Raw genomic sequence first — 20,358 nt, forward strand, 5'->3', positions numbered from 1 at the left:
ATATAAGAAGTGCCTAAAGTACTTATAATACTTGGAGTACTTAGAGTATTGGTGCTGTCAAATGCAAGCTTAAATAAGTAATTGTAGGTTTATATCGTATGCTTTAACTATAAGTACTTTAGGTGCTATTTAGTAACTCACCCACCATAAATCTTATAGGACCAATTTTATGATTGAGATTATTCGGTGGGGTATGATTTATAATGGGTAATTATATAAGAGGTGCCTAAAGTACTTGTAATACTTGGAGTACTTAGAGTATTGGTGCTGTTACATGCAAGCTTAAATGAGTAATTGTAGGTTTATACCGTATGCTTTAACTTTAAGTACTTAAGGCACTTTAAGTATTTTAAGTACTATTTAGTAACTTTAGTCATCATGTTAAATCCACAATCAGAATTTATGGAAATACTTGGAATTGATATAGGAGGTTCGGGAATTAAAGGAGCACCGGTTAATGTAGAAACGGGAAAGCAGTTGGAGGAACGATTTAGAATCCCAACACCCCAGCCATCTACACCAAAAGCTGTTGCTGATGTGATAAAGAAAATTGTTGAGCATTTCAATTGGGATGGTCCTGTTGGTTGTGGTTTTCCAAGCATCATTTCTCACGGAAAAGCCATGGCCCATGGCAATTTGGATAAGTCCTGGGTAGGTGTTCAGGTGGATGAACTTTTCAGTAGGAAAACGGGATTGGATGTTACTGTTGTGAATGATGCGGATGCAGCAGGATTGGCAGAAATGAAATATGGAGTGGGGAGAGGTAAATCAGGCCTGGTGGTAATGATAACCATAGGAACAGGAATTGGCTCAGGAGTTTTCTATAATGGGCAATTGTTACCCAATTTTGAATTGGGCCAATTGAAATACAAGAATGGCAAGAAAATAGAAAAATATGCTGCCGATTCGGTTCGAAAAAAGCAAGACTTGAGTTTTACCGCCTGGGGAAAACGATTCAACGAATTTCTTCATCATGTGAATGTAATATGTGCCCCCGATTATTTTATTATTGGAGGAGGAGTCAGCAAGAAATTGGATAAGTTTGAAAGCGAAATTGATGTGGAGGTGCCCGTATTGCTTGCCGAGTTTCAAAATGGAGCGGGTATTATTGGGGCTGCTGTTAGTGCCAATGGGATAAAATAAAAAGCTTCAATACTTTTTTATATAACAAAGGGATGGTAGATTGTTTTCTACCATCCCTTTGTTGAGTGGAATTGCTTATTGCTAAACTGTTTCTTCCACTTTTTTCTTGCTTACTTCATCGATAGTAAAGCCCCATGCACCAAGTTTTTTTGTGTCGTTTGGGAAATGAGCTTTCAACAAATCACGAATTTGCTTGATATCATTAATGATTTCTTTAGCCATTTTCGCTTTTTGCTCGTTTAACTCTTCTTTTAATCGATTTGCATCATTTGCTTTTTCCTGATAATCGATCATGTTGTTAACCTTTCCTTCAATTGCGGCTATGTCGATTACAGAATTTAATAAGCTAGCTTCACCATCCGCATCATTTTTTCGTTTAATGTCAGCGAACAAACCAGCTAAATAATTAGCATTGCCTTTGATTTTGATTTGTGCCATATTATTTGAATTTAAAAATTTATTTTTTGAACAATTAAATTTATCAAAAATGCATTTGGTTAAATTATAATCATATTGTTTTTATGAAATTTAAAATCGTTTTAAATTAGTAAACTTATGAATATTATATGTTATTTGTGTTGTGATTATGTCTGTATTGTAGATCTCATGGGAGTTTGCTTTATTGTGTGATTTATAGTTGTGTAGCTAGATTTCAATTGAAATATGAGAAAAACGCAGGGTAAATGTCAAATGATTCGCGTTGAAAGTTGAATATTTAACGTAAAAACATGAGGTTTAAACGTAGAAAGCTGACATAACAAAGTTGAAAGTTGATGTTTTAACGTTCGGAAGAGAGTGTGCAACTTAAAAACCTCAGCTTTCAAAATTAAAAGCAGAGGTTTCAATGTTGAAAGCTTAGCTTCCAATGTTTTTTGTTGTCTTTCCATGCTTGAATGACATAGTTTTTGATTGAAAAGACAGCCTTTTGCGTTGAAAGTTGAACTTTTAATGTTGAAACTTCAGCTGGCAATGTTGCTCACTCAGCTTACAATATTGAAACCACAGCTAGCAATGTTGCCGGCACAGCTTTCAACATTGAAAACACAAGTATTAAGATTAAAAGAACAGGAATTAAGGTTGAAAGCTCAGGAAATAACATTAAAAGTTCAGCTTTTAATGGGAGCATAGCTGTACGTTACGAAGAAAAACGATCCTAATATAATGCCTGTAAATTAATCCCTCCGCTGCCGCAAGAATTTTTTCTTGTGGCTTTCTTATTTGAGTTTGTTCCAGTCAGATTATCTAGACGTGTTTTATCCTTTATTTGGAATTATTCTGTGAAGAAAATTCAACTCTCTTAATAATGTTTTGTTAATTTTATCAAACGAAAGGATAAAACACTTTTACGTTGGGCAGCATGCTGCAGACGAGTGCATTAGACTCAGACTTGTGAAAAAGTGGATAAGGAAAATAGACTGATTTTTAAAATAATAGATTCAATTTATAAAAAAATATAGATGAAATATCGAATTAAGGATACGAAAACAACTCTAAAAATAATTGGAATTTATCAGATATTAGGTGGAATTTTTGGACTTTGTATCTCTGGATGGCTCTTAATGCGAACAGGACAAATTAATGGTCCGATACTGTTGATTTTTTTAGTTGCAATTGGACTGTATCTCTTTTCAATTCAATCAGGTAACTTGATTCTACAGAAAAACAGAGTGAAACGTGGAATAATATACTCAATGATTCATCATGCGATTCAAGTAATTGCGATATCAACAGGTGAATATAAATATGAATACTATTCAGGTGCAAAAGGAACGATTGGATTTGAATTTACAAAAGGATTCGAATTTAACTTTGGCATTGGATTATCGGAATTCAATTTTACGATTAACAGCGATTCTGGAGAATTATTCCTGTTTGTAAATATTTTCGCAATTATCGTTTTGATTGTTCTAAATGACATTTACAAAGATCTATTTTCTATAAAGACTAATGATTCAGATTTGATAGCAGAGGACTCTTTGAATGATTCAATTACGGATAATGAATAAGCACGACTGCCCAACAATAAATATAAGCAATAGCGGTTTCTGTGGGTATTCGGGAGGTGGTGGTTCTAATCAGCCCCGCCAAATCTACCGATTTGTCTATTTAATATTGTGTAGCTTTGGCTACTTTGTAACTGGATAAGGAACCGCTTTAAAGTCCGCTACTGCTCATATTATTAACGTTGGCAGCAAACAATTATGACAGAAGAAGATATAAAATATTCAATCGAGACAGGAGAATTAAAATTATCAAATTGGGACAGGTTTACTCATTTTAGTTTACCTGGTTCTTTATTCCTTGTGCCTGTTATTATAGTAATTATTCACCTGTGGTTCTTTTTTAAGGGAAATTCTATTCCATTAGTAAAAGAAAACATTTTGATTTTTATAGTGCCCGTTTTTGTACCCACAACACTTGGAATATTATTTTATAAAATTCAAAAGAATAGATTACAGTTCAAATCTATTGAAACGAAATTGACATGAGAGGAATTAGCTAAAGTGATTGAAGATATATCTACAAGACTTGAATGGAAACCTGTAATAGTTGAAAAAAATGTTTTCATTGCAAAGACCAGTCCCGGTTTCTTTTCTGGCAGTTGGGGAGAACAGATCACTGTACTGTTCGACAAAAACAAAGTTTTAGTTAATAGTATATGCGATCCAGATAAACAAAGCTCTGTGGTCTCAATGGGAAGAAATAAAAAAAACACCAACTGTTTGATTAGAGAGATTAAGAATGTCAGCTGCTAGCAAAAGTTGAAATTTATAGGCGGTGACGCTTAACCAGATAATGTAACAAAAACAATAAACGTAGGAGGAACTTGATAAAGCGGTGGTTTAAAATCGCCCACAAATTTTAGCAAGACCGTTAGTGGCAAGCAAAACAGACCGAACAATTTAAGTATGGAACAAGAACAAGCAATACCAACAGTTTATTTTTATATTCCTGAACAAGTTACGATTCTTGATTTAAGTGGTGTTTTGCAAGTGTTTGAGGAAGCTAAATTTTTAGGATTTAATTATCATTTTGAATTCATCAGCAGTCAGTCAAAGATAAATTGCTCTTCTGGTTTAGAATTATCCGCACTAAATGATTTTAGAGAAACTAAGCCAACTAAAAATGACATTATCTTCATATCTGGTGCAAGTACACATCAAATGATTCACGGTAAGGAAGACCAATCCTTTTTCGACTGGTTAAAAAGAGCTCACTCTAATGAAACAACCATTTGCAGTATTTGTAGCGGTGCTTTTCTTCTGGCCAAATCAGGACTTCTAAATCACAAAGAGTGTACTACGCATTGGGGTTTCATAAAGAAAATGAAAACAGAATTTCCACTACTGAAAATACAGGACAATACTTTATTTACGAAGTCTGATAATATTTATACCAGTGCAGGAGTAGTTACAGGTATTGATTTGGCTTTATTTTTAATTGAGGAAAGGCATGGAAAACGGATTGCAACTGAGGTTGCGAAAGGATTAGTTGTTTATAAAAGAAGACACGCTACAGACGAACAGGAAAGCGTGTATTTGCAAAACAGAAGTCATCAGGATGAAAAGATTCATATTGTACAAGATTGGATCATCCATAATTTAGAGGATGCTTCTACCATTGAAAATTTGGCAGAATTGGTACATGTTAGTCCACGGAACTTGACCAGAACCTTTAAAAAACGAACAGGTGTTACCATTGCCGAATACCGTACAAAATTGAGAATTGAAAAAGCTAAAAGTTTATTGAGTAATTCAGATTATAAAATTGAACACATCGCCAATTTGTGTGGTTACAGAACTTCAAAACAATTGCGAATGGTACTCGAAAAACACCATGAATCTTTACCGTCTGAGATTAAAAACAAGCTGTCCTAAAATGACTATAGTTTGACCTTTTTCATCATGCATTACCAAAGTACTTTTACCATTATTAACTAAAGAATTAAAATAATGAGTTTAAAAGAGCAAAATGCAGCACTAATCTTAATTGACTTTCAAAAAGGTTTTGACCAAGGCGAGTATCTGGATAAGAACAGGAATAATAAAGATGCCGAAAAGAATGCATCTATAATTCTAAACAAATGGAGAGAATTAAATTTACCTGTTTTTCATATCATTCATAGTTCAATAAATCCAAATTCACGCTTTCGTGAATCGAGGTCAGGATTTGAAATAAAAGATGAAGTAAAACCAATAAAGGGAGAACCAGTGATTAAAAAAAATGTCCACAGCGCATTTATCGGTACAGATTTAAAAGAAAGATTGGACAAGCAAGGAATCAATAGCCTGGTAATTATTGGGATGACCACCAACCATTGTGTGTCAACATCGACTAGAATGGCTGGGGACTTCGGATTTGATACTTTTTTAATATCAGATGCCACTGCAACATTTGACAGAATAGGAATTAATGGAGAAAAATTCTCAGCAGAAATTATTCATCAAACAGCTTTGGCTAATTTGAATAATGATTTTGCAAAGGTGGTTGATACAAAAAGATTACTTGAATTGGTAGAATAAAAGTCAGCCGCTAACAATAAAATGTACGTAATGCGGGGAAATGTATTATTTGAAACTTTTATACATTTACTAAAATAGTAGGGGTTTTATCGTTTTGTGCTTCTAAATCCCGCATTACGTATATTCGAGCCGTTGCAAATGGACTTGTGTTTTGATTTTGTCATTTCCACCGCTGCCGCATGAATCCTTTCTTGTGGCTTAATGATAGGAAATATATATCATGTAATATACTGCGATAGTTGGATTTTGCGCAGACGGCATTGTCCAACCATGTTTTATCCTTTATTTGGAATTATTCTGAAAATAAAACTCTATTCTCTTGATAATGTTTGGTTAACTTTAGGAAACAAAAGGATAAAACACTTTTACGTTGTAGCACATACTAAAAAATGAGACGTAGAAATAAAATATTGATTTGGATTGGAATAATATTCCTGCTTCTTATTGGAGCCTATTATTTAATTCTGCCTAGAATCATCGGGGAAATCTTATCAGCAGAGCCCAGAGATCCAAAACTTGAAATTTCAGAAACAAATGAGATTGGATGGTGGAGTTATCAAGAATCTCTAAAAGTTGACTCATTTCAAGTAGAATTTGTTGAAAGCAAACTCAATTTATTTAATAGCAAATCGCTGATTGAATACACTGTAAAAGGTAAATTATCGACTGATGGACATTGGAGACCATCAATCAAGAAAATTCATGTTTCTCAAAGATTTTTAAGACGGTATGACAGGGATTTACATCCTTATCTTGATTCAGATACAACGAAAATACCTGAGGCAATAATTGAAATCACGCCTGTGATAAAAGTTACTAATGATGACAATTACAACGGTGAAGAAATAGAGTTTGAATTTACAAATGAATTAAAGCTAGAATCGTTTCATTGGGGAAATAATTGGGTTCGTTTTCAATGTGCCGATAAACAGCAGGATTTGATTCTAAAACAAAGGAAATAAAAGTACGATACTACAACAAAAGTAACCATTGCACAACCAAGTAGTATTTCTAAAAGCAATAATATAAAAGCCTTAAAAGCATGTGAGTTCACAAGCTTTTAAGGCTTTATTTTTGATTTTGTCATTAAATTAGAATACTCTATTTCATCCGTACAAAATTGCCTTTGGCAAATCCGCTTCCTTGCACAATGGAACATTTGGAAGCTTTTCCGTTTCCAACACTGGCATCGGTAATTTTGATTTCTCCAATTTTGGTATCAACACTTCCCAAAGAGATGCCTGTGTCAGGATCAATCAGGTCTTCACCTTTGCTGTAAACCGCAAATACATCACCAACTTGCAAGCCATCTGCTTCTCCCGAGTTGATAAACACAACACCTTCTTTTTCGGTGATAACTTTGGCTTGCCAAGGAATGTTATTGGCGTTGTTATCTATCATGGCTACTACATCTTCAATGGCTTCGCGAGCTGCTTTTCCAACCAATGATTCATCAAAATCCTTTTGGTCCTTAAAGGCAAGTTTCTTGGTTCTTAATTTTAGGCCTTTTGCCGATTTCTTTTTGCGAACATTCTCGGCAGTAATAATTTCTCCAGTATTTGTATTTACCATGCGAACATCCACACCTACTACAGCTTGCTGGTTCGATACACCAATTCCTAAGCCTTTAACAGCACCGCCGGTTTCTCCTCTTTTGTATCCAAATTCTGATACCGATCCGATTACAGCAATCTCAACACCCAAAACCTGACCCATTTTTGCTGCACTTTGTTGGGTAACCCTACCAGACTGACCAAAATCTTGCTCATTCAGGATCCTATCAATTTCGGCACGTTCCATTACCCTGTAATTGCCCGACTTTACCAGTGCAGTGGTCAGCATATCACTTACTCCATCGCCAACTCCTTTGTTGTTCCACCATCTCCAGCTTTTATCGGTTTTATCTTCAAACACAAAGACTGCAATTCGCTTTTTGATTTGTGGTTGTTGCGCTGATATTTTAAAAGCCATGAAAGAAAACAAGATCAGCAGAGCACTTATCCTGATTAGATTTCCGATTTTTTTCATTTTGGTTTAAGTTTAGTTAATATCTTAAAAATCAATAGATAAAGTAAGTTACGGAAATTTGAGGAGCTTGTAAAGGGGCTTCTTTTTGAATGTGGAATTGCCTATTAATGTGAATGGCATTTTTTAAGCAGATGTTTCTTTGTCGTGAATGAACCTAAAAAGTAGGGTAATCCCTATGTCAGTAATGGGGATGCCCCTGTTTTAAGGACTTTCTTTTTCATATACTTTCATCAAGTCAAAAATTCAAAGGAATAAGAACAAAACTATTGATGTAAAAAAGATCTGTAAGTCTTGTATTTGCTGGCCTTTTCAAATGTTCTTGATAAGCAAGAAGATGTGTCTTGTTTTGGCTTCGGATGACTTAATCCTATAAATTTTATACAGAAAGAATATCTGTTGGTGAATTTGATCTTGTCCGATAGTTAATGATGACATGAAGTGTGCAACTATAAACTAATACATTATGAGTACAAACGATAAAATAAAGCAATTAACAGATAAGATTTATCTGGAAGGTATTGAGGAGGCAAAGAAAGAAGCAGAGGTAATTATCAGCAAAGCAAAAAAGGAAGCTGAGGAAATTATTGCATCTGCAAAAAAGATGGAAACAGAGCTTAGCAAGCAAATGCAAGAGAAAGCATCAGAAGTAAGAAAGAATACAGAATCGGAATTAAAATTAGCCGCTCGACAATTTACAAGCTCTTTGAAGCATCAAATCTCAAATGAAATTGTAAATGCCCAGGTTGATACTACGGTACAGGAGGCATTTAAGGATAAAGATTTTGTGCAAAATATGATTCTTAGCATGCTTAACAAATGGAATCCCGAAAGTGCAGAATCAATGAGCGTTAATCTATTGCTTTCTAAGGAGGATGAAGCCGACTTGACTAAGTTTTTTAATGAGAAAGCAAAAGAGATATTAAATGCCGGTTTGGAAATCAACTTTATACCAACCATAAAAAAAGGATTTAAGATTGCACCTAAAGACAGTAGTTACCACATTAACTTCACTGATGAGAGTTTTGAAAACTACTTTAAAAGCTATTTGAAAGACAAGACCAAGAAGTTGATTTTTGACTAATCTGTAGGAGTAGAATGTATATGGATTTTACATTATTTAAAAGAAATTACTACTGCTTGATATCTGGACTTCCTGATTTGGTTCTTGAAAGAAAAAAGGCAGGGGATGGTGATTTAAGTCTGCAGTTTAAAAATGAAATTACTGAACAGCTTCATTCAAAGGATTATGAATTAGCGAAATTGTTGTACTTGCAATACGACAATAAAAACTTCCAGAATCTGCTTTCTAATGAAGAGGATGAATTTATTCCACTAGGGAATTATACTCATGAATATTTAGAGCAGCAGATCAATGAGCCTACAAGTCTGCTTGACTACATGCGTGATTTGCTTAAAGAATTCAATAAAGAGATTGATCAGGAAAATGATTTGAATAAGCTACAGGAATTCTATTATGAGTATGTATTGAAGACGAAGAACAAATTTCTGAAAGAGTGGTTTCTGTTTGATCTGAATATGAAAAATATTCTAACGGCTGTGAATTGTAAAAAGTACAATTACGAACTAAGGAAACATTTGATTTCAACTACTTATAATCAATCAGTTCTTGCATATCTTCTTACAGATTATTCAAATTCAGAAGATTTGTTGGAGCATGTTCCATATGCTGATGAAATCCTTCAGATTGCTGAATCTGACATGGACATCACGGCAAAGGAGAAGGAGCTGGATTTAATCAGATGGAAGTTTCTGGATGAGCAAACACTGTTCAATTACTTTACAATTGAGAATATACTTGCCTATATCATCAAATGTGAGATGGTTGATCGTTGGATGAAAATTGATGATGAATCAGGCAAGGAGCTGTTTACCAAATTGATTCATAATCTTAAAAGTAGTTATGAATTCTCCGATGAGTTTAGCTTGAGAAATAGTAGAACAGCTGAGAATTAGAAAGGTTTAAAAAATACAACTTACAATGAATACAAAAGGAAAGGTGGTTGGAATTATTGCCAATCTTGTGACTGTTAAGGTTGATGGACCAGTTTCGCAAAACGAGATTTGCTATATCCATACAAACGAAGTAAAACTAATGGCAGAGGTCATTAGAATCAGTAAGGAAAATACATATATACAGGTTTTTGAAAGCACCAGGGGACTTAAACCTGGAACCGAGGTGGTTTTTACCGGCCATATGCTGGAAGCAACTCTTGGACCGGGAATCCTATCAAAAATATATGATGGATTGCAGCACGATTTGAATAAAATGGAAGGTGTAATGCTACAAAAGGGAGATTACACTTCTGCTTTGGATGATGATAAACTTTGGGAATTTACTCCCATTGCAAAGGAAGGTGATGCTGTTGTTGCTGCTTCATGGTTGGGTGAAGTTAAGGAAAACTGGATGCCTCATAAAATAATGGTTCCCTTTAAGCTTGAAGGCTCTTATACTGTAAAAAGCATTGTAGCAAAAGGGGAATACAAAATAAATGATACCATTGCAGTTTTGCTAGACGCAGATGGGAATGAGATTCCGGTTTGTATGGTTCAGAAATGGCCCGTGAAATTGCCTATTAAATCTTATAGCGAAAAACCGCGTCCTTTCAAATTGATGGAAACAGGAGTTCGTGTAATCGATAGTTTAAATCCAATTGTAGAAGGTGGTACAGGTTTTATTCCAGGTCCCTTTGGAACAGGAAAAACTGTATTGCAGCATGCCCTTTCGAAACAAGCTGATGCTGATATGATTATTGTTGCAGCTTGTGGTGAACGTGCGAATGAGGTGGTAGAGATTTTTGCTGAATTCCCGGAATTAGAGGATCCAAGGTCTGGACGAAAGTTAATGGAGCGAACAACCATTATTGCAAATACTTCGAATATGCCAGTTGCGGCTCGTGAAGCTTCTGTTTATACAGCAATGACCATTGCAGAGTATTATCGTTCCATGGGTTTAAAAATACTTTTACTTGCTGACTCTACTTCTCGTTGGGCTCAGGCCTTACGTGAAATGTCGAACAGGATGGAAGAATTGCCTGGCCCGGATGCGTTCCCAATGGATTTGCCTGCAATTATTTCTAATTTCTATGCGCGTGCAGGTTTCGTATTCTTGAACAATGGAAATTCTGGTTCAGTAACATTTGTAGGAACGGTTTCGCCTGCTGGTGGTAACCTGAAAGAACCTGTGACCGAATCAACTAAAAAAGCAGCAAGATGTTTTTATGCTCTTTCACAGGAGAGAGCTGACAGAAAAAGATATCCGGCAATTGATGCTGTTGATAGTTACTCAAAATATATTGAATACCCGGAATTACAGGATTTTATAAAGGAGAATGTTTCTCCGGAGTGGGTTGATAATATACTTCTGGCTAAGAATATTTTGATTAAGGGGAGAGAAGCTTATGAGCAGATCAATATTCTTGGTGATGATGGTGTGCCAGTTGATTACCATGAAGAGTTCTGGAAATCAGAAGTGATCGACTTTGTGATTCTACAGCAAGATGCATTTGATAAGATTGATGCTTCTTCTTCAATAGAAAGACAGCAGTATATGATGAAGAAAGTTCTTGGAGTATACCATGCAAAATTCAATTTTGAGACCTTCGAAGAAGTTAATCCATACTTCAAGAGAATCATCAATGTTTGCAAACAGATGAACTACTCTGAATTTAAATCAGAATCATTTCAGAAATCCGAAAAAGAGCTTGAGGAAATCATCAGCGAGAAGATCATGATGAACTAATTAAGGTTGTGAATAAGTAACAATAATACAAGAAAATGGGAACAACAGCATTTCAAAAAATACACACAAAAATTGAACACATTACGAAAGCAACTTGTTCGTTACGCGCAGAAGGTGTTGGGTACGAGGAAATGGCTTCGGTTGATGGTCGGTTGGCTCAGGTAGTTAAAATTGAAGGTGATTTAATCACACTACAGATTTTTTCGGGAACGGAAGGAATTTCAACGGATGCAGAAGTTATATTTTTAGGGCATGCACCCAAATTAACCGTAGGAGAGGAATTGAGTGGAAGATTCTTTAATGCATACGGAGAACCAATAGACGGTGGCCCTGATGTTGATGGTAAAGAAATTGAAATTGGTGGCCCTTCGGTTAATCCGGTTAGAAGAGAGCAGCCATCAGAATTGATTGCTACAGGAATTGCAGGTATCGACTTGAATAATACATTGGTAACAGGACAGAAGATTCCATTCTTTGCAGATCCTGATCAGCCTTTTAATCAAGTTATGGCAATGGTAGCTTTGCGTGCCAAAGCGGATAAGATTGTACTTGGAGGTATGGGGCTAACCAATGATGATTACCTGTTCTTCAAGAATGTTTTTGAAAATGCAGGAGCACTGGATCGAATCACAAGTTTTGTGAATACCACTGATGATCCACCTGTAGAGCGCTTATTGGTGCCGGACATGGCCTTAACTGCTGCTGAATATTTTGCAGTTGAAGAAAACAAGAATGTACTGGTACTCTTAACGGATATGACACTTTATGCAGATGCTTTAAGTATCGTATCCAACCGAATGGACCAAATTCCATCAAAGGATAGTATGCCTGGTTCGCTTTATAGTGACTTGGCAAGATTGTACGAGAAAGCAGTGCAATTTCCTGAGGGAGGTTCCATTACCATTATTGCAGTAACTACCTTATCAGGCGGTGATATTACTCATGCAATTCCTGATAATACGGGATATATTACTGAAGGACAATTGTTCTTGAGAAGAGATACGGATATTGGAAAGGTAATCATTGATCCGTTCCGAAGCTTGTCAAGATTAAAGCAACTTGTTATTGGAAAAAAGACAAGAGAAGATCATCCTCAGGTAATGAATGCATCCATTCGTTTATATGCCGATGCCGCTAATGCAAAAACAAAGTTGGAAAATGGTTTTGACTTAACGGATTATGATGAGAGAACCATCAAGTTTGCAAAGAATTATTCAGAGAAACTCTTGGCTATAGATATTAACATTGATATAGACGAAATGACCAATACAGCATGGGATCTTTTAAACAGTCATTTTTCTGTTTCGGAGATTGGTATTAAAGCTGAGTTGGTAGAAAAATACGGAAATAGAAATGGCAATTAAATTTCAATACAATAAAACAGCTCTCCAAGGTCTTAATAAGCAACTTAAAATGAGAGAGAAGGCTCTTCCTGTGATAAAAAACAAGGAAACAGCCTTGCGTATTGAGGTGAAAAGAGCAAAAGCAAAGGTTAAAGATTTGGATGAGCAACTGTTGCATAAAATGGACGCTTACTCCATATCTCCAGGAATTTGGAACGAGTTCAATTCCAATTTGATTTCGATTGCAGATATCAAAACAAGTACAAAAAAAATAGCTGGGGTTAAAACTCCTGTTCTAGAGAAAGTAGATTTTCATATCGAGGATTACAGCTTGTTTGAAAACCCAAAGTGGTATGCCGAAGGAATCTGCATTCTTAAGAAACTAGGTGAAATTGTCTTGGAGCGAGAGTTTTATAATCGGAAAATGGAGCTGCTGAACTATGCCAGAAGAAAAACTACTCAGAAAGTTAATCTTTACGAAAAGGTTCAAATTCCTGGTTATAATGATGCAATCAGAAAGATAAAACGATTTTTGGAGGATGAGGAAAACCTTTCAAAATCTTCGCAGAAAATAGTTAAGAATCGTCAACAAAAACAGGAGGCTGAATCATGATTGTTCCAATGCAAAAATACTCATTCCTTATTTATCACAAGGAATACAAAGATTTCTTGAAGGAACTGCAGGAGCTTGGAGTACTGCATGTAGTTGAAAAGGATAATATTAAAAAGGCAGAAGACGATGTAAAGCATCAATTCTTATCTGATATTGATTTTTTGATTCAATTCCTGCAAAAAAGAGAAATAGCTCAAGGAGTTGATTCCAACAATAAAGATGTACTTAAACTTGTTGAGGATGTAAAGCAGAAACAAAAGGATTTGGCTGCATTGCAACAAGAAATGGATGCTGCATATAAAGAGCTTGAAATTGCAAAACCATGGGGTGAATTTTCTATTGAGAGCATTCAAAAACTTAAGGAGCAGGATATTTACCTCAGATTTTTCATCGGATCCAAAAAGAAGTTCGAGGAGTTACTTCAAAGTAATCTTCCGGTAGAATTGATTTCTGAAAACAATGGTAAGGTTTACTTTATTCTTGTGCAGGAAGGAGTCGAGGAAATTTCAATTGATGCTGAAGAGGTGAATATTCCTGGTTTAGGGATGACTGAAATAGAGAATACCATTAAGGAATTGGAATGCAAAATTGATCAAATCAATGAAGCTTTTGATACCTATGCAGCAAGTTCTATTCCTCTTCTTGAAAAGAGTAAACAGGAGAATCTTCAATTGTTAAAAATCAATGAAGTAGTAAGTAATACATCTTTCGAGCTTGAAGAAAAATTAATGGTGCTGGAAGGTTGGGTTCCGGAAACATGCAAGACCGAGGTTGATGAATTTATTAAGAGAACAAAGGTCTTGCATTATATAGATCAGGCAAGTTTAAAAGATAAAGTTCCAATACTATTAAAGAACAATCGCTTTAGTAAATTATTTGAGCCGGTAGGTGCAATGTTTTCTTTGCCATCCTATTCAGAATTGGATTTAACTGTATTTTTTGCACCATTCTTTATGTTGTTTTTTGGGTTTTGCCTGGGAGATGCAGGTTATGGACTTTTGTTTGTAATTGGTGCAGGATTATACAAGTTCAAAGCAAAGAATGAGATAAAACCATTTTTGTCTTTGATTCAGTTATTGGGTGTTGCTACAATTGTTTTTGGAGCAATTTCAGGAACCTTATTTGGAGTCAACTTAATAGAAACAGAAATACCGGTAATTGCAGAATACAAATCATTATTTCTGAATCCTGATAAAATGTTTAATCTGGCACTTCTGCTGGGTGGAATACAAATCATTTACGGATTATTCATTAAGGCAGCGAATCAGATCAAACAATATGGATTTGTTTATTCTTTAGCAACTTTTGGATGGTTAATCACCATTCTGGGAGGAACAATTTATGCTGTTTTGACCAGTACAGGCATCATACCTGAGAATAGTGTGCTCTTGTACTCTATTTTATCGATAGGAGGCTTTTTTATCTTGTTTTTTAGTGATCCGGAAGTAAATGTATTTTCAAGAATTGGAAAGGGAGTTTGGGATGTATACTCAACGGTAACAGGCATTTTTGGAGATCTTTTGTCGTATATCAGGCTTTTTGCATTAGGATTATCAAGTGCGATTCTTGGTTTTGTGATTAATGATATTGCGATGCAAATTTTAGGATCGTCTAAAATTTTAGGACCTGTGTTCTTTGTCATTTTCCTATTGATAGGCCATACTTTAAACATACTGATTTCCTCGCTTGGATCATTTGTTCACCCAATGCGATTAACATTTGTAGAATTCTATAAGAATGCAGGATTTCAGGGTGGTGGTGAAGGGTATAAACCCTTTTCAAATAAACTGTAACAATCAAAATTAAAACGAATAATAATTAATATTTAAAAAGGAGAGATTTATTATGACTACAGCAATTATTCTAGCGTATGTTGGATTAGCTATAATGCTTATTTTTTCAGGAGTAGGAAGCGCAATTGGTGTTTCAAAAGGGGGAAATGCAACGGTTGGAGCATTGAAGAAAAAACCGGAAGGTTTTGGTAGTTTCCTGCTTTTAAGTGCATTACCAGGTACTCAAGGCTTGTACGGTTTTGCTGGTTTCTTTATCATTAATAGTTCAGGTGTAATTTCCGCTGACATGACAATGCTTCAAGCGGTTGCTATTTTAGCTGCGGGTTTAACTTTAGGCTTTGTAGGATTCTTTTCAGCTTTAAACCAAGGTGGTGTTACTTCTAATGGTATTGCCGGAATCGGATCAGGACATGACATTTTTGGTAAAACAATGGTATTGGCTGTATTCCCGGAATTGTATGCGATCATTGCATTTGCTGCAACATTCCTTATCAGTGCAGGATTGTAATCAAGTTTTACACAATAATATTCAGGCATTAATTTTTGGATCATTTAATTAACGCGCATATGCCTGTTGTGAGCCCGGACTATCATCCGGGCTCTTTATATTATAGAACCTATCTTGATTTCATGCTAAGGATACAAAAAAAGAGACACCCAAAGGCATCTCTTTTCATTGATTGAAACATAGGTCTATATATAACATGCAGTGACCTATTGTACCAACAATTATGTATCGGTATTATCTTCTAGCTTGATCGATCAGTTTTAAGTCTGCCAATGCAATGGCAGTAGCAGCTTCAATAATCACTGGGATGCGAAGTGCAATGCAGGCATCGTGACGACCTTCAATCAGCAGTTCTTCTACCTTTCCTTTGGCAAAGTTCATGGTGTTCTGAGTTTTCCCAATTGATGAGGTTGGTTTGATGGCTACGCGGAAAACCAATTCATTGCCATTGGTAATTCCACCATTGATACCACCTGCGTGATTGGTTTCTGTTTTTCCAGTTTCATCGATAAAGTTATCGTTGTGCTCCGAGCCTTTCATTTTAGCTGCTTCGAAACCCGAACCAAACTCAATACCCTTGGTTGCAGGAATGGCAAATATCAGATGGGAAATCATTGATTCAACCGAATCGAAAAATGGTTCTCCATATCCTATTGGAAGATTGTTTGCTTTACACTCCACAATTCCTCCAATGGAATCATGTTCCAATAAAGCTTCCTCAATGGCAGCATCAAAATCGGTTCTACCACCTATTTCGGTAAGTTTGGCATCAATGCTAACATCTCCCAATATCTTTTTCGCTACCACACCAGCTGCTACAATTCCCAGGGTAATTCTACCCGAAAAGTGACCGCCTCCTGTGTAGTCGTTGTTCTTTCCAAATTTATGCTGCGCCACAAAATCGGCATGTCCCGGACGTGGGCTATCCAATAAATTGCTGTAATCCTTCGATTGGGTATTCTTGTTTCTAAACAGGATAATGATTGGAGCTCCCGTTGTTTTGCCTTCAAAAGTTCCACTTAAAATGGCTGGTAAATCCTTCTCTATACGTGGTGTTGTTCCTCTTGCTCCAGATTTTCTGCGACCTAAATCGTGCATTAAATCTTCTTCTGTAAGAGGAATTCCTGCCGGACAACCGTCAATGGTAATTCCAACTCCTTTACCATGTGATTCACCAAATATGCTTAATCTGAATATTCTTCCGAAATTGTTCATGTTCTATGCTTCTTATGCTATGTGTGCTCTAAATTAATGTTTTTGTCATGATAACATTGTCAATATATTCGCCATCATGTGTTTTTATGAATTTTTCTTGCCTACCACTTTCTTCAAAACCAAATTTGCGGTACATGTGTAAGCCTAATAAGTTGGATCCAAATGCTTGTAGCCATAAAAGTTCAATTTCCTGATTTCTTTCGTAGCAATCAATCATTTTCTGAAACAGAAGAGAACCGACGCCATTGTTTTGCCAAGCTTCATGAACACCCATGCCAATGTATCCCGTATGCTTGAGCATGCTTCTTCTGCTGGATGTAACATCAATATTGCCAATAATTTCACCTTCATATTCCGCAATTAGCAATAAGCTGTTTGGAGCAGAATTTAGCTCATTAATCCAGTTTTCAATTTCTGTATCCGACTTATCAAATTCCTCTCTTGTAAAAGGAATGGTAACTCCATTAATATAGGAAAGAATACAATTTCTAAGTGAATGAGCATCCGAAATACTTGCCTCACGAAGTGTAGTTTCTTTGCCAGATTTGCTTGTGTGTATAGAAGGATCGACTTTCATCGTTAGTGTATTATTTTATTCTTTAAAGTTCATTTCATTTTTGATTTCAACTCCTTGTTTCAACAATTGTTCTGCAGTTAGCCCATTTCCTTTGATTTTATTTCCTGTGAAACTGCCATCGTAAATCATTCCACATCCACAAGATGGACTATTGGCTTTTAAAATGGCTTGTTTACAGTCCAGGATTTTAGCAATCTCAGCTACCTTTTCAGCTCCTAGCAGGAATTGTGCTGTGCAATCAACTTGATCCTTTGTCATCACCTTTAATTGATTGTTCTCTTTCACAATTTCGCAAGGAGTTCGTGGGGTAGACAAGCCACCTAATTCTTCAGGACACAATGCAATGGCTTTTCCCGATAAAACCAGTTCTTTGATTTCAGCTACCAGGTTGTCATTGCCATCGTATCTGCATTTTACTCCTGCCAAACAGGAACTAACTATGATCATTGATATTGATTTTTATACAAATTGACTTTTGAAATAGAATTCTGCAACGCCGCCACCAATTTTTCTCAAATCTGTGAAAAAATCCGGATAAGATTTTGCAACACAATCATGATCACCAATTTCGACTGGATATTTTGAATTTAATCCGGCAACAGCCAATGCCATTGCAATCCTGTGATCGTTATTACTGTTTGTAATACCGCCAATTAATCTTCCTCCCGGGATTACCATTTCATCGCCTTCAATTCTGATAGGTACAGCAAGTTTTCCAAATTCTTTCTGAAGTACAATACCTCTGTTGCTTTCCTTGTGCTCCAGTCGGTGTACTCCTTTAATTCTTGTATCGCCATTACAATGAACCCCTAAAGCTACCAGAGGAGGGAAAAGGTCAGGACAATGAGTTGCATCAAATTCAAAGGCGTTCAATCCTTTCTTTTCAACCGTCAGGCTGTTGCCATTCCAATGTAAACTTGCTCCACATTTTTTCAAAGCATCCAAAATGGCAATGTCGGCCTGGTACGAATATGGATTCAAATTTTCAAGGGTAAGTTTACCTTTCAATGCTCCTGCTACCAGAAGTGGTGCCGCTGAACTCCAATCGGCTTCCACTGTGTATTCTATGGCTTTGTACTGCTGATTTCCTTTGATGGTAAAGCGCTTGTAATTTTCATGGCTGATTTCAATCCCAAAATCCTTTAACAAATCAATGGTCATGTTGATATAAGGAATGCTCTTGAGGTTGGTTACCTCCAAAATCGTATCTTCTTTCCTGCAAGGCAATGCCATTAAAAGACCTGTTAAGAACTGAGAACCCAATGCCCCGTTGGTCACGGCAGTATTATTTTTATAGCCACCTTCCAACTCGATGGGAAGTAATCCTTTACCTGGGTTTTTACATTCTATTCCCAGTGCTTCCAGTCCTTCAAGAATATTGTGAACCGGACGTTTCAGAATACTTCCACGACCATTAATACATACTGGTTCGGGATTTAAAGCCAAAATAGGAGAGAACATTCTTAATGATAATCCTGATTCTCCTACCATTACAGATTTGGCAGCATTCTCTTTATTGCTTTTTACAAGGATTTTGTGTCCCAAATCCGTAAGATCGGCACCCATTTTTTGAATAATGTTGCTTGCTGCCGTAGCATCATCACACCTGCATGGATTGAGAATACCTGTTTCACCTTTTGCCAAAGCAGCGGCTGCCAATGCTCGTTGCATCATGCTTTTCGAGCTGGGAGGAGTAATGCTCCCTTTTATATTTGAATTTTGAATTCGAACTCTCATTGTTTTGTGGTTATTGTATTGGTTTTGGGTCTTTGCAAAGCTGAATGACCTTGCTTTTTAAATCTTCAATTGGAATTGACTTGATGCAAGCTTCTCCAATTTTTGTTAATAGTATAAAGTCGATAGAAGAGCGATTCTTTTTCTTGTCTTTAATCAGAAAATCATTAATGGTTCCCGCAGGAACTTCATGATCAACAGGTAGCTTGAATTTCTTGAGAAGAGAAATGACCTCTGAGCTTTGCTCAGTATTCAAGCCACACAATTCTTCTGATAGTTTTGTTGCCAAAGCCATTCCTACTGATACGGCCTCGCCATGCGTTAAATCAGAATTGTTTTCGATAGCATGACCAATGGTGTGACCAAAATTCAACTTTTTACGCTCACCTCTTTCAAATGGATCGTTGTTTACAACATCAGTTTTGATTGATACTGCTCTGTAAATCAAATCTTCCATTAGTTTTGGTTCCAACTTTAACAGTGCATCCTTATTGTCTTTCAAAAACTCGAAAAGATCTTTATCCTTAATGAAAGCATGTTTAATCACTTCTCCAAAACCACTTCTCACTTCGCGTTCAGGCAATGTTTTTAGCAGTTGCGGATCGCAAATTACAAACTGGGGAGGATTGAAAACACCAATCATATTTTTGAGCTTGCCAAAATTGATTCCGTTTTTTCCGCCAACACTTGCATCTACTTGCGATAAAAGGGAAGTAGAGATGAATCCAAACTCTAATCCTCGCATAAAGATAGAAGCAACAAAGCCTGTAACATCACAGACCAATCCGCCACCCATTCCCAATAGGTAGCTGTTTCTATCGGCTCCGGATTCAAGCAATTTTTCTACAATCTTTTCTACCGATGACCAGGTTTTAATCCCTTCGCCACAGCCAATTATAATGTGATCAAAATCATCGATAAAACTTTTGTAATGAGCGTATATATTTTCATCGCAAATTAAAAAGCACTTCTTCTCAGGTAAGTATTTTTTAATGTTAAGATAGGATTCACCAATTAAGATTGTGCTGTTCTGATTTTCGATGTGTATGCTTTTCATTTTTTTATATAGATGTTAGATTTTAGAGGATAGATATGAGAATTAAATACCTTAACTCTCATAT

20 protein-coding genes are annotated in these 20,358 nt (G+C 36.1%); 13 read left to right on the forward strand and 7 right to left on the reverse strand.

Going from position 1 to position 20,358, the window contains the following annotated elements; genetic code table 11:
- The first annotated feature begins 402 nt into the window (after positions 1 to 402).
- The gene (gene ppgK, locus M0051_RS16030) at positions 403 to 1,143 is read left to right on the forward strand and encodes a polyphosphate--glucose phosphotransferase (protein ID WP_306742528.1); all 741 of its coding nucleotides are present in this window, start codon (positions 403 to 405) and stop codon (positions 1,141 to 1,143) included.
- Positions 1,144 to 1,224: 81 nt separating this feature from the next.
- On the opposite strand, the gene M0051_RS16035 is transcribed toward ppgK, so the two are convergent.
- Complete coding sequence (locus tag M0051_RS16035; protein ID WP_120239815.1) at positions 1,225 to 1,581, reverse strand: hypothetical protein; 357 nt, start codon at positions 1,579 to 1,581, stop codon at positions 1,225 to 1,227.
- A gap of 492 nt (positions 1,582 to 2,073) precedes the next feature.
- Between M0051_RS16035 and M0051_RS16040 the strand changes: the two genes are divergently transcribed.
- The 5 genes from M0051_RS16040 to M0051_RS16060 all read left to right on the forward strand — a co-directional run bounded on the left by M0051_RS16040 (position 2,074) and on the right by M0051_RS16060 (position 6,628).
- Complete coding sequence (locus tag M0051_RS16040) at positions 2,074 to 2,271, forward strand: hypothetical protein (protein WP_306742529.1); 198 nt, start codon at positions 2,074 to 2,076, stop codon at positions 2,269 to 2,271.
- Between the two features lie 329 nt (positions 2,272 to 2,600).
- The gene (locus M0051_RS16045; RefSeq protein WP_306742530.1) at positions 2,601 to 3,149 is read left to right on the forward strand and encodes a hypothetical protein; all 549 of its coding nucleotides are present in this window, start codon (positions 2,601 to 2,603) and stop codon (positions 3,147 to 3,149) included.
- A 903-nt stretch (positions 3,150 to 4,052) separates the two neighbouring features.
- On the forward strand, positions 4,053 to 5,021 hold the full coding sequence (locus M0051_RS16050) for a GlxA family transcriptional regulator (protein ID WP_306742531.1): 969 nt from the start codon (positions 4,053 to 4,055) through the stop codon (positions 5,019 to 5,021).
- Between the two features lie 75 nt (positions 5,022 to 5,096).
- A complete protein-coding gene (locus M0051_RS16055; RefSeq protein ID WP_306742532.1) occupies positions 5,097 to 5,666 on the forward strand; it encodes a cysteine hydrolase family protein in 570 nt (189 codons plus the stop codon).
- 389 nt (positions 5,667 to 6,055) lie between these two features.
- Positions 6,056 to 6,628, forward strand: a complete 573-nt coding sequence (locus M0051_RS16060) for a hypothetical protein (RefSeq protein ID WP_306742533.1) — start codon at positions 6,056 to 6,058, stop codon at positions 6,626 to 6,628.
- Between the two features lie 139 nt (positions 6,629 to 6,767).
- Here the strand turns inward: M0051_RS16060 and M0051_RS16065 are convergent, their stop codons facing one another.
- The gene (locus tag M0051_RS16065) at positions 6,768 to 7,694 is read right to left on the reverse strand and encodes a CsgG/HfaB family protein (RefSeq protein WP_306742534.1); all 927 of its coding nucleotides are present in this window, start codon (positions 7,692 to 7,694) and stop codon (positions 6,768 to 6,770) included.
- Between the two features lie 463 nt (positions 7,695 to 8,157).
- Here M0051_RS16065 and M0051_RS16070 point away from each other — a divergent pair, with 463 nt between their 5' ends.
- From M0051_RS16070 to M0051_RS16100, 7 genes are read left to right on the forward strand one after another with little or no spacing between them, the layout of a single operon-like run.
- Positions 8,158 to 8,775 (forward strand): hypothetical protein, encoded by a 618-nt coding sequence (locus tag M0051_RS16070; RefSeq protein ID WP_306742535.1) that lies wholly within the window; start codon positions 8,158 to 8,160, stop codon positions 8,773 to 8,775.
- Positions 8,776 to 8,795: 20 nt separating this feature from the next.
- Positions 8,796 to 9,668, forward strand: a complete 873-nt coding sequence (locus tag M0051_RS16075) for a DUF2764 family protein (protein WP_306742536.1) — start codon at positions 8,796 to 8,798, stop codon at positions 9,666 to 9,668.
- A gap of 25 nt (positions 9,669 to 9,693) precedes the next feature.
- Positions 9,694 to 11,454 (forward strand): V-type ATP synthase subunit A, encoded by a 1,761-nt coding sequence (locus tag M0051_RS16080; protein WP_306742537.1) that lies wholly within the window; start codon positions 9,694 to 9,696, stop codon positions 11,452 to 11,454.
- A 35-nt stretch (positions 11,455 to 11,489) separates the two neighbouring features.
- Entirely contained in the window at positions 11,490 to 12,818 is a 1,329-nt protein-coding gene (locus tag M0051_RS16085; protein ID WP_306742538.1) for a V-type ATP synthase subunit B, read from the forward strand.
- Complete coding sequence (locus M0051_RS16090) at positions 12,808 to 13,410, forward strand: V-type ATP synthase subunit D (RefSeq protein ID WP_306742539.1); 603 nt, start codon at positions 12,808 to 12,810, stop codon at positions 13,408 to 13,410. The genes M0051_RS16085 and M0051_RS16090 overlap by 11 nt, the downstream gene beginning before the upstream one ends.
- On the forward strand, positions 13,407 to 15,203 hold the full coding sequence (locus tag M0051_RS16095; RefSeq protein WP_306742540.1) for a V-type ATP synthase subunit I: 1,797 nt from the start codon (positions 13,407 to 13,409) through the stop codon (positions 15,201 to 15,203). The genes M0051_RS16090 and M0051_RS16095 overlap by 4 nt, the downstream gene beginning before the upstream one ends.
- Positions 15,204 to 15,255: 52 nt before the next feature.
- Complete coding sequence (locus M0051_RS16100) at positions 15,256 to 15,711, forward strand: ATP synthase subunit K (protein ID WP_054720257.1); 456 nt, start codon at positions 15,256 to 15,258, stop codon at positions 15,709 to 15,711.
- Between the two features lie 234 nt (positions 15,712 to 15,945).
- Here M0051_RS16100 and M0051_RS16105 read toward each other — a convergent pair whose 3' ends face one another.
- Genes M0051_RS16105 through aroB form a run of 5 tightly spaced genes read right to left on the reverse strand, consistent with a single transcriptional unit; the run spans position 15,946 to position 20,294 of the window.
- Entirely contained in the window at positions 15,946 to 16,926 is a 981-nt protein-coding gene (locus tag M0051_RS16105) for a chorismate synthase (RefSeq protein WP_306742541.1), read from the reverse strand.
- Positions 16,927 to 16,954: 28 nt separating this feature from the next.
- Complete coding sequence (locus M0051_RS16110; protein WP_306742542.1) at positions 16,955 to 17,503, reverse strand: GNAT family N-acetyltransferase; 549 nt, start codon at positions 17,501 to 17,503, stop codon at positions 16,955 to 16,957.
- A gap of 15 nt (positions 17,504 to 17,518) precedes the next feature.
- Positions 17,519 to 17,950, reverse strand: a complete 432-nt coding sequence (locus M0051_RS16115; protein ID WP_306742544.1) for a DUF523 domain-containing protein — start codon at positions 17,948 to 17,950, stop codon at positions 17,519 to 17,521.
- A gap of 12 nt (positions 17,951 to 17,962) precedes the next feature.
- Entirely contained in the window at positions 17,963 to 19,240 is a 1,278-nt protein-coding gene (gene aroA, locus M0051_RS16120) for a 3-phosphoshikimate 1-carboxyvinyltransferase (RefSeq protein ID WP_306742545.1), read from the reverse strand.
- Between the two features lie 10 nt (positions 19,241 to 19,250).
- Positions 19,251 to 20,294 carry a 3-dehydroquinate synthase gene (gene aroB / locus M0051_RS16125; protein WP_306742547.1) on the reverse strand — a complete coding sequence of 348 codons (1,044 nt, stop codon included), beginning with the start codon at positions 20,292 to 20,294 and terminating at the stop codon, positions 19,251 to 19,253.
- Positions 20,295 to 20,358: the final 64 nt, after the last annotated feature.

The organism is Marinifilum sp. D714, from assembly GCF_030851345.1.
In the GTDB taxonomy this organism is placed as follows: domain Bacteria; phylum Bacteroidota; class Bacteroidia; order Bacteroidales; family Marinifilaceae; genus Marinifilum.

Bases quoted from the DNA above. Each gene is read 5' to 3' on its own strand.
- M0051_RS16085 (WP_306742538.1), top strand. From the start codon at position 11,490: ATGGGAACAACAGCATTTCAAAAAATACACACAAAAATTGAACACATT.
- ppgK (WP_306742528.1), top strand. From the start codon at position 403: ATGGAAATACTTGGAATTGATATAGGAGGTTCGGGAATTAAAGGAGCA.
- M0051_RS16045 (WP_306742530.1), top strand. From the start codon at position 2,601: ATGAAATATCGAATTAAGGATACGAAAACAACTCTAAAAATAATTGGA.
- M0051_RS16075 (WP_306742536.1), top strand. From the start codon at position 8,796: ATGGATTTTACATTATTTAAAAGAAATTACTACTGCTTGATATCTGGA.
- M0051_RS16080 (WP_306742537.1), top strand. From the start codon at position 9,694: ATGAATACAAAAGGAAAGGTGGTTGGAATTATTGCCAATCTTGTGACT.
- M0051_RS16035 (WP_120239815.1), bottom strand. From the start codon at position 1,581: ATGGCACAAATCAAAATCAAAGGCAATGCTAATTATTTAGCTGGTTTG.
- M0051_RS16115 (WP_306742544.1), bottom strand. From the start codon at position 17,950: ATGATCATAGTTAGTTCCTGTTTGGCAGGAGTAAAATGCAGATACGAT.
- M0051_RS16070 (WP_306742535.1), top strand. From the start codon at position 8,158: ATGAGTACAAACGATAAAATAAAGCAATTAACAGATAAGATTTATCTG.
- aroA (WP_306742545.1), bottom strand. From the start codon at position 19,240: ATGAGAGTTCGAATTCAAAATTCAAATATAAAAGGGAGCATTACTCCT.
- M0051_RS16055 (WP_306742532.1), top strand. From the start codon at position 5,097: ATGAGTTTAAAAGAGCAAAATGCAGCACTAATCTTAATTGACTTTCAA.
- M0051_RS16095 (WP_306742540.1), top strand. From the start codon at position 13,407: ATGATTGTTCCAATGCAAAAATACTCATTCCTTATTTATCACAAGGAA.
- M0051_RS16100 (WP_054720257.1), top strand. From the start codon at position 15,256: ATGACTACAGCAATTATTCTAGCGTATGTTGGATTAGCTATAATGCTT.
- M0051_RS16105 (WP_306742541.1), bottom strand. From the start codon at position 16,926: ATGAACAATTTCGGAAGAATATTCAGATTAAGCATATTTGGTGAATCA.
- M0051_RS16090 (WP_306742539.1), top strand. From the start codon at position 12,808: ATGGCAATTAAATTTCAATACAATAAAACAGCTCTCCAAGGTCTTAAT.
- M0051_RS16065 (WP_306742534.1), bottom strand. From the start codon at position 7,694: ATGAAAAAAATCGGAAATCTAATCAGGATAAGTGCTCTGCTGATCTTG.
- M0051_RS16050 (WP_306742531.1), top strand. From the start codon at position 4,053: ATGGAACAAGAACAAGCAATACCAACAGTTTATTTTTATATTCCTGAA.
- aroB (WP_306742547.1), bottom strand. From the start codon at position 20,294: ATGAAAAGCATACACATCGAAAATCAGAACAGCACAATCTTAATTGGT.
- M0051_RS16110 (WP_306742542.1), bottom strand. From the start codon at position 17,503: ATGAAAGTCGATCCTTCTATACACACAAGCAAATCTGGCAAAGAAACT.
- M0051_RS16060 (WP_306742533.1), top strand. From the start codon at position 6,056: ATGAGACGTAGAAATAAAATATTGATTTGGATTGGAATAATATTCCTG.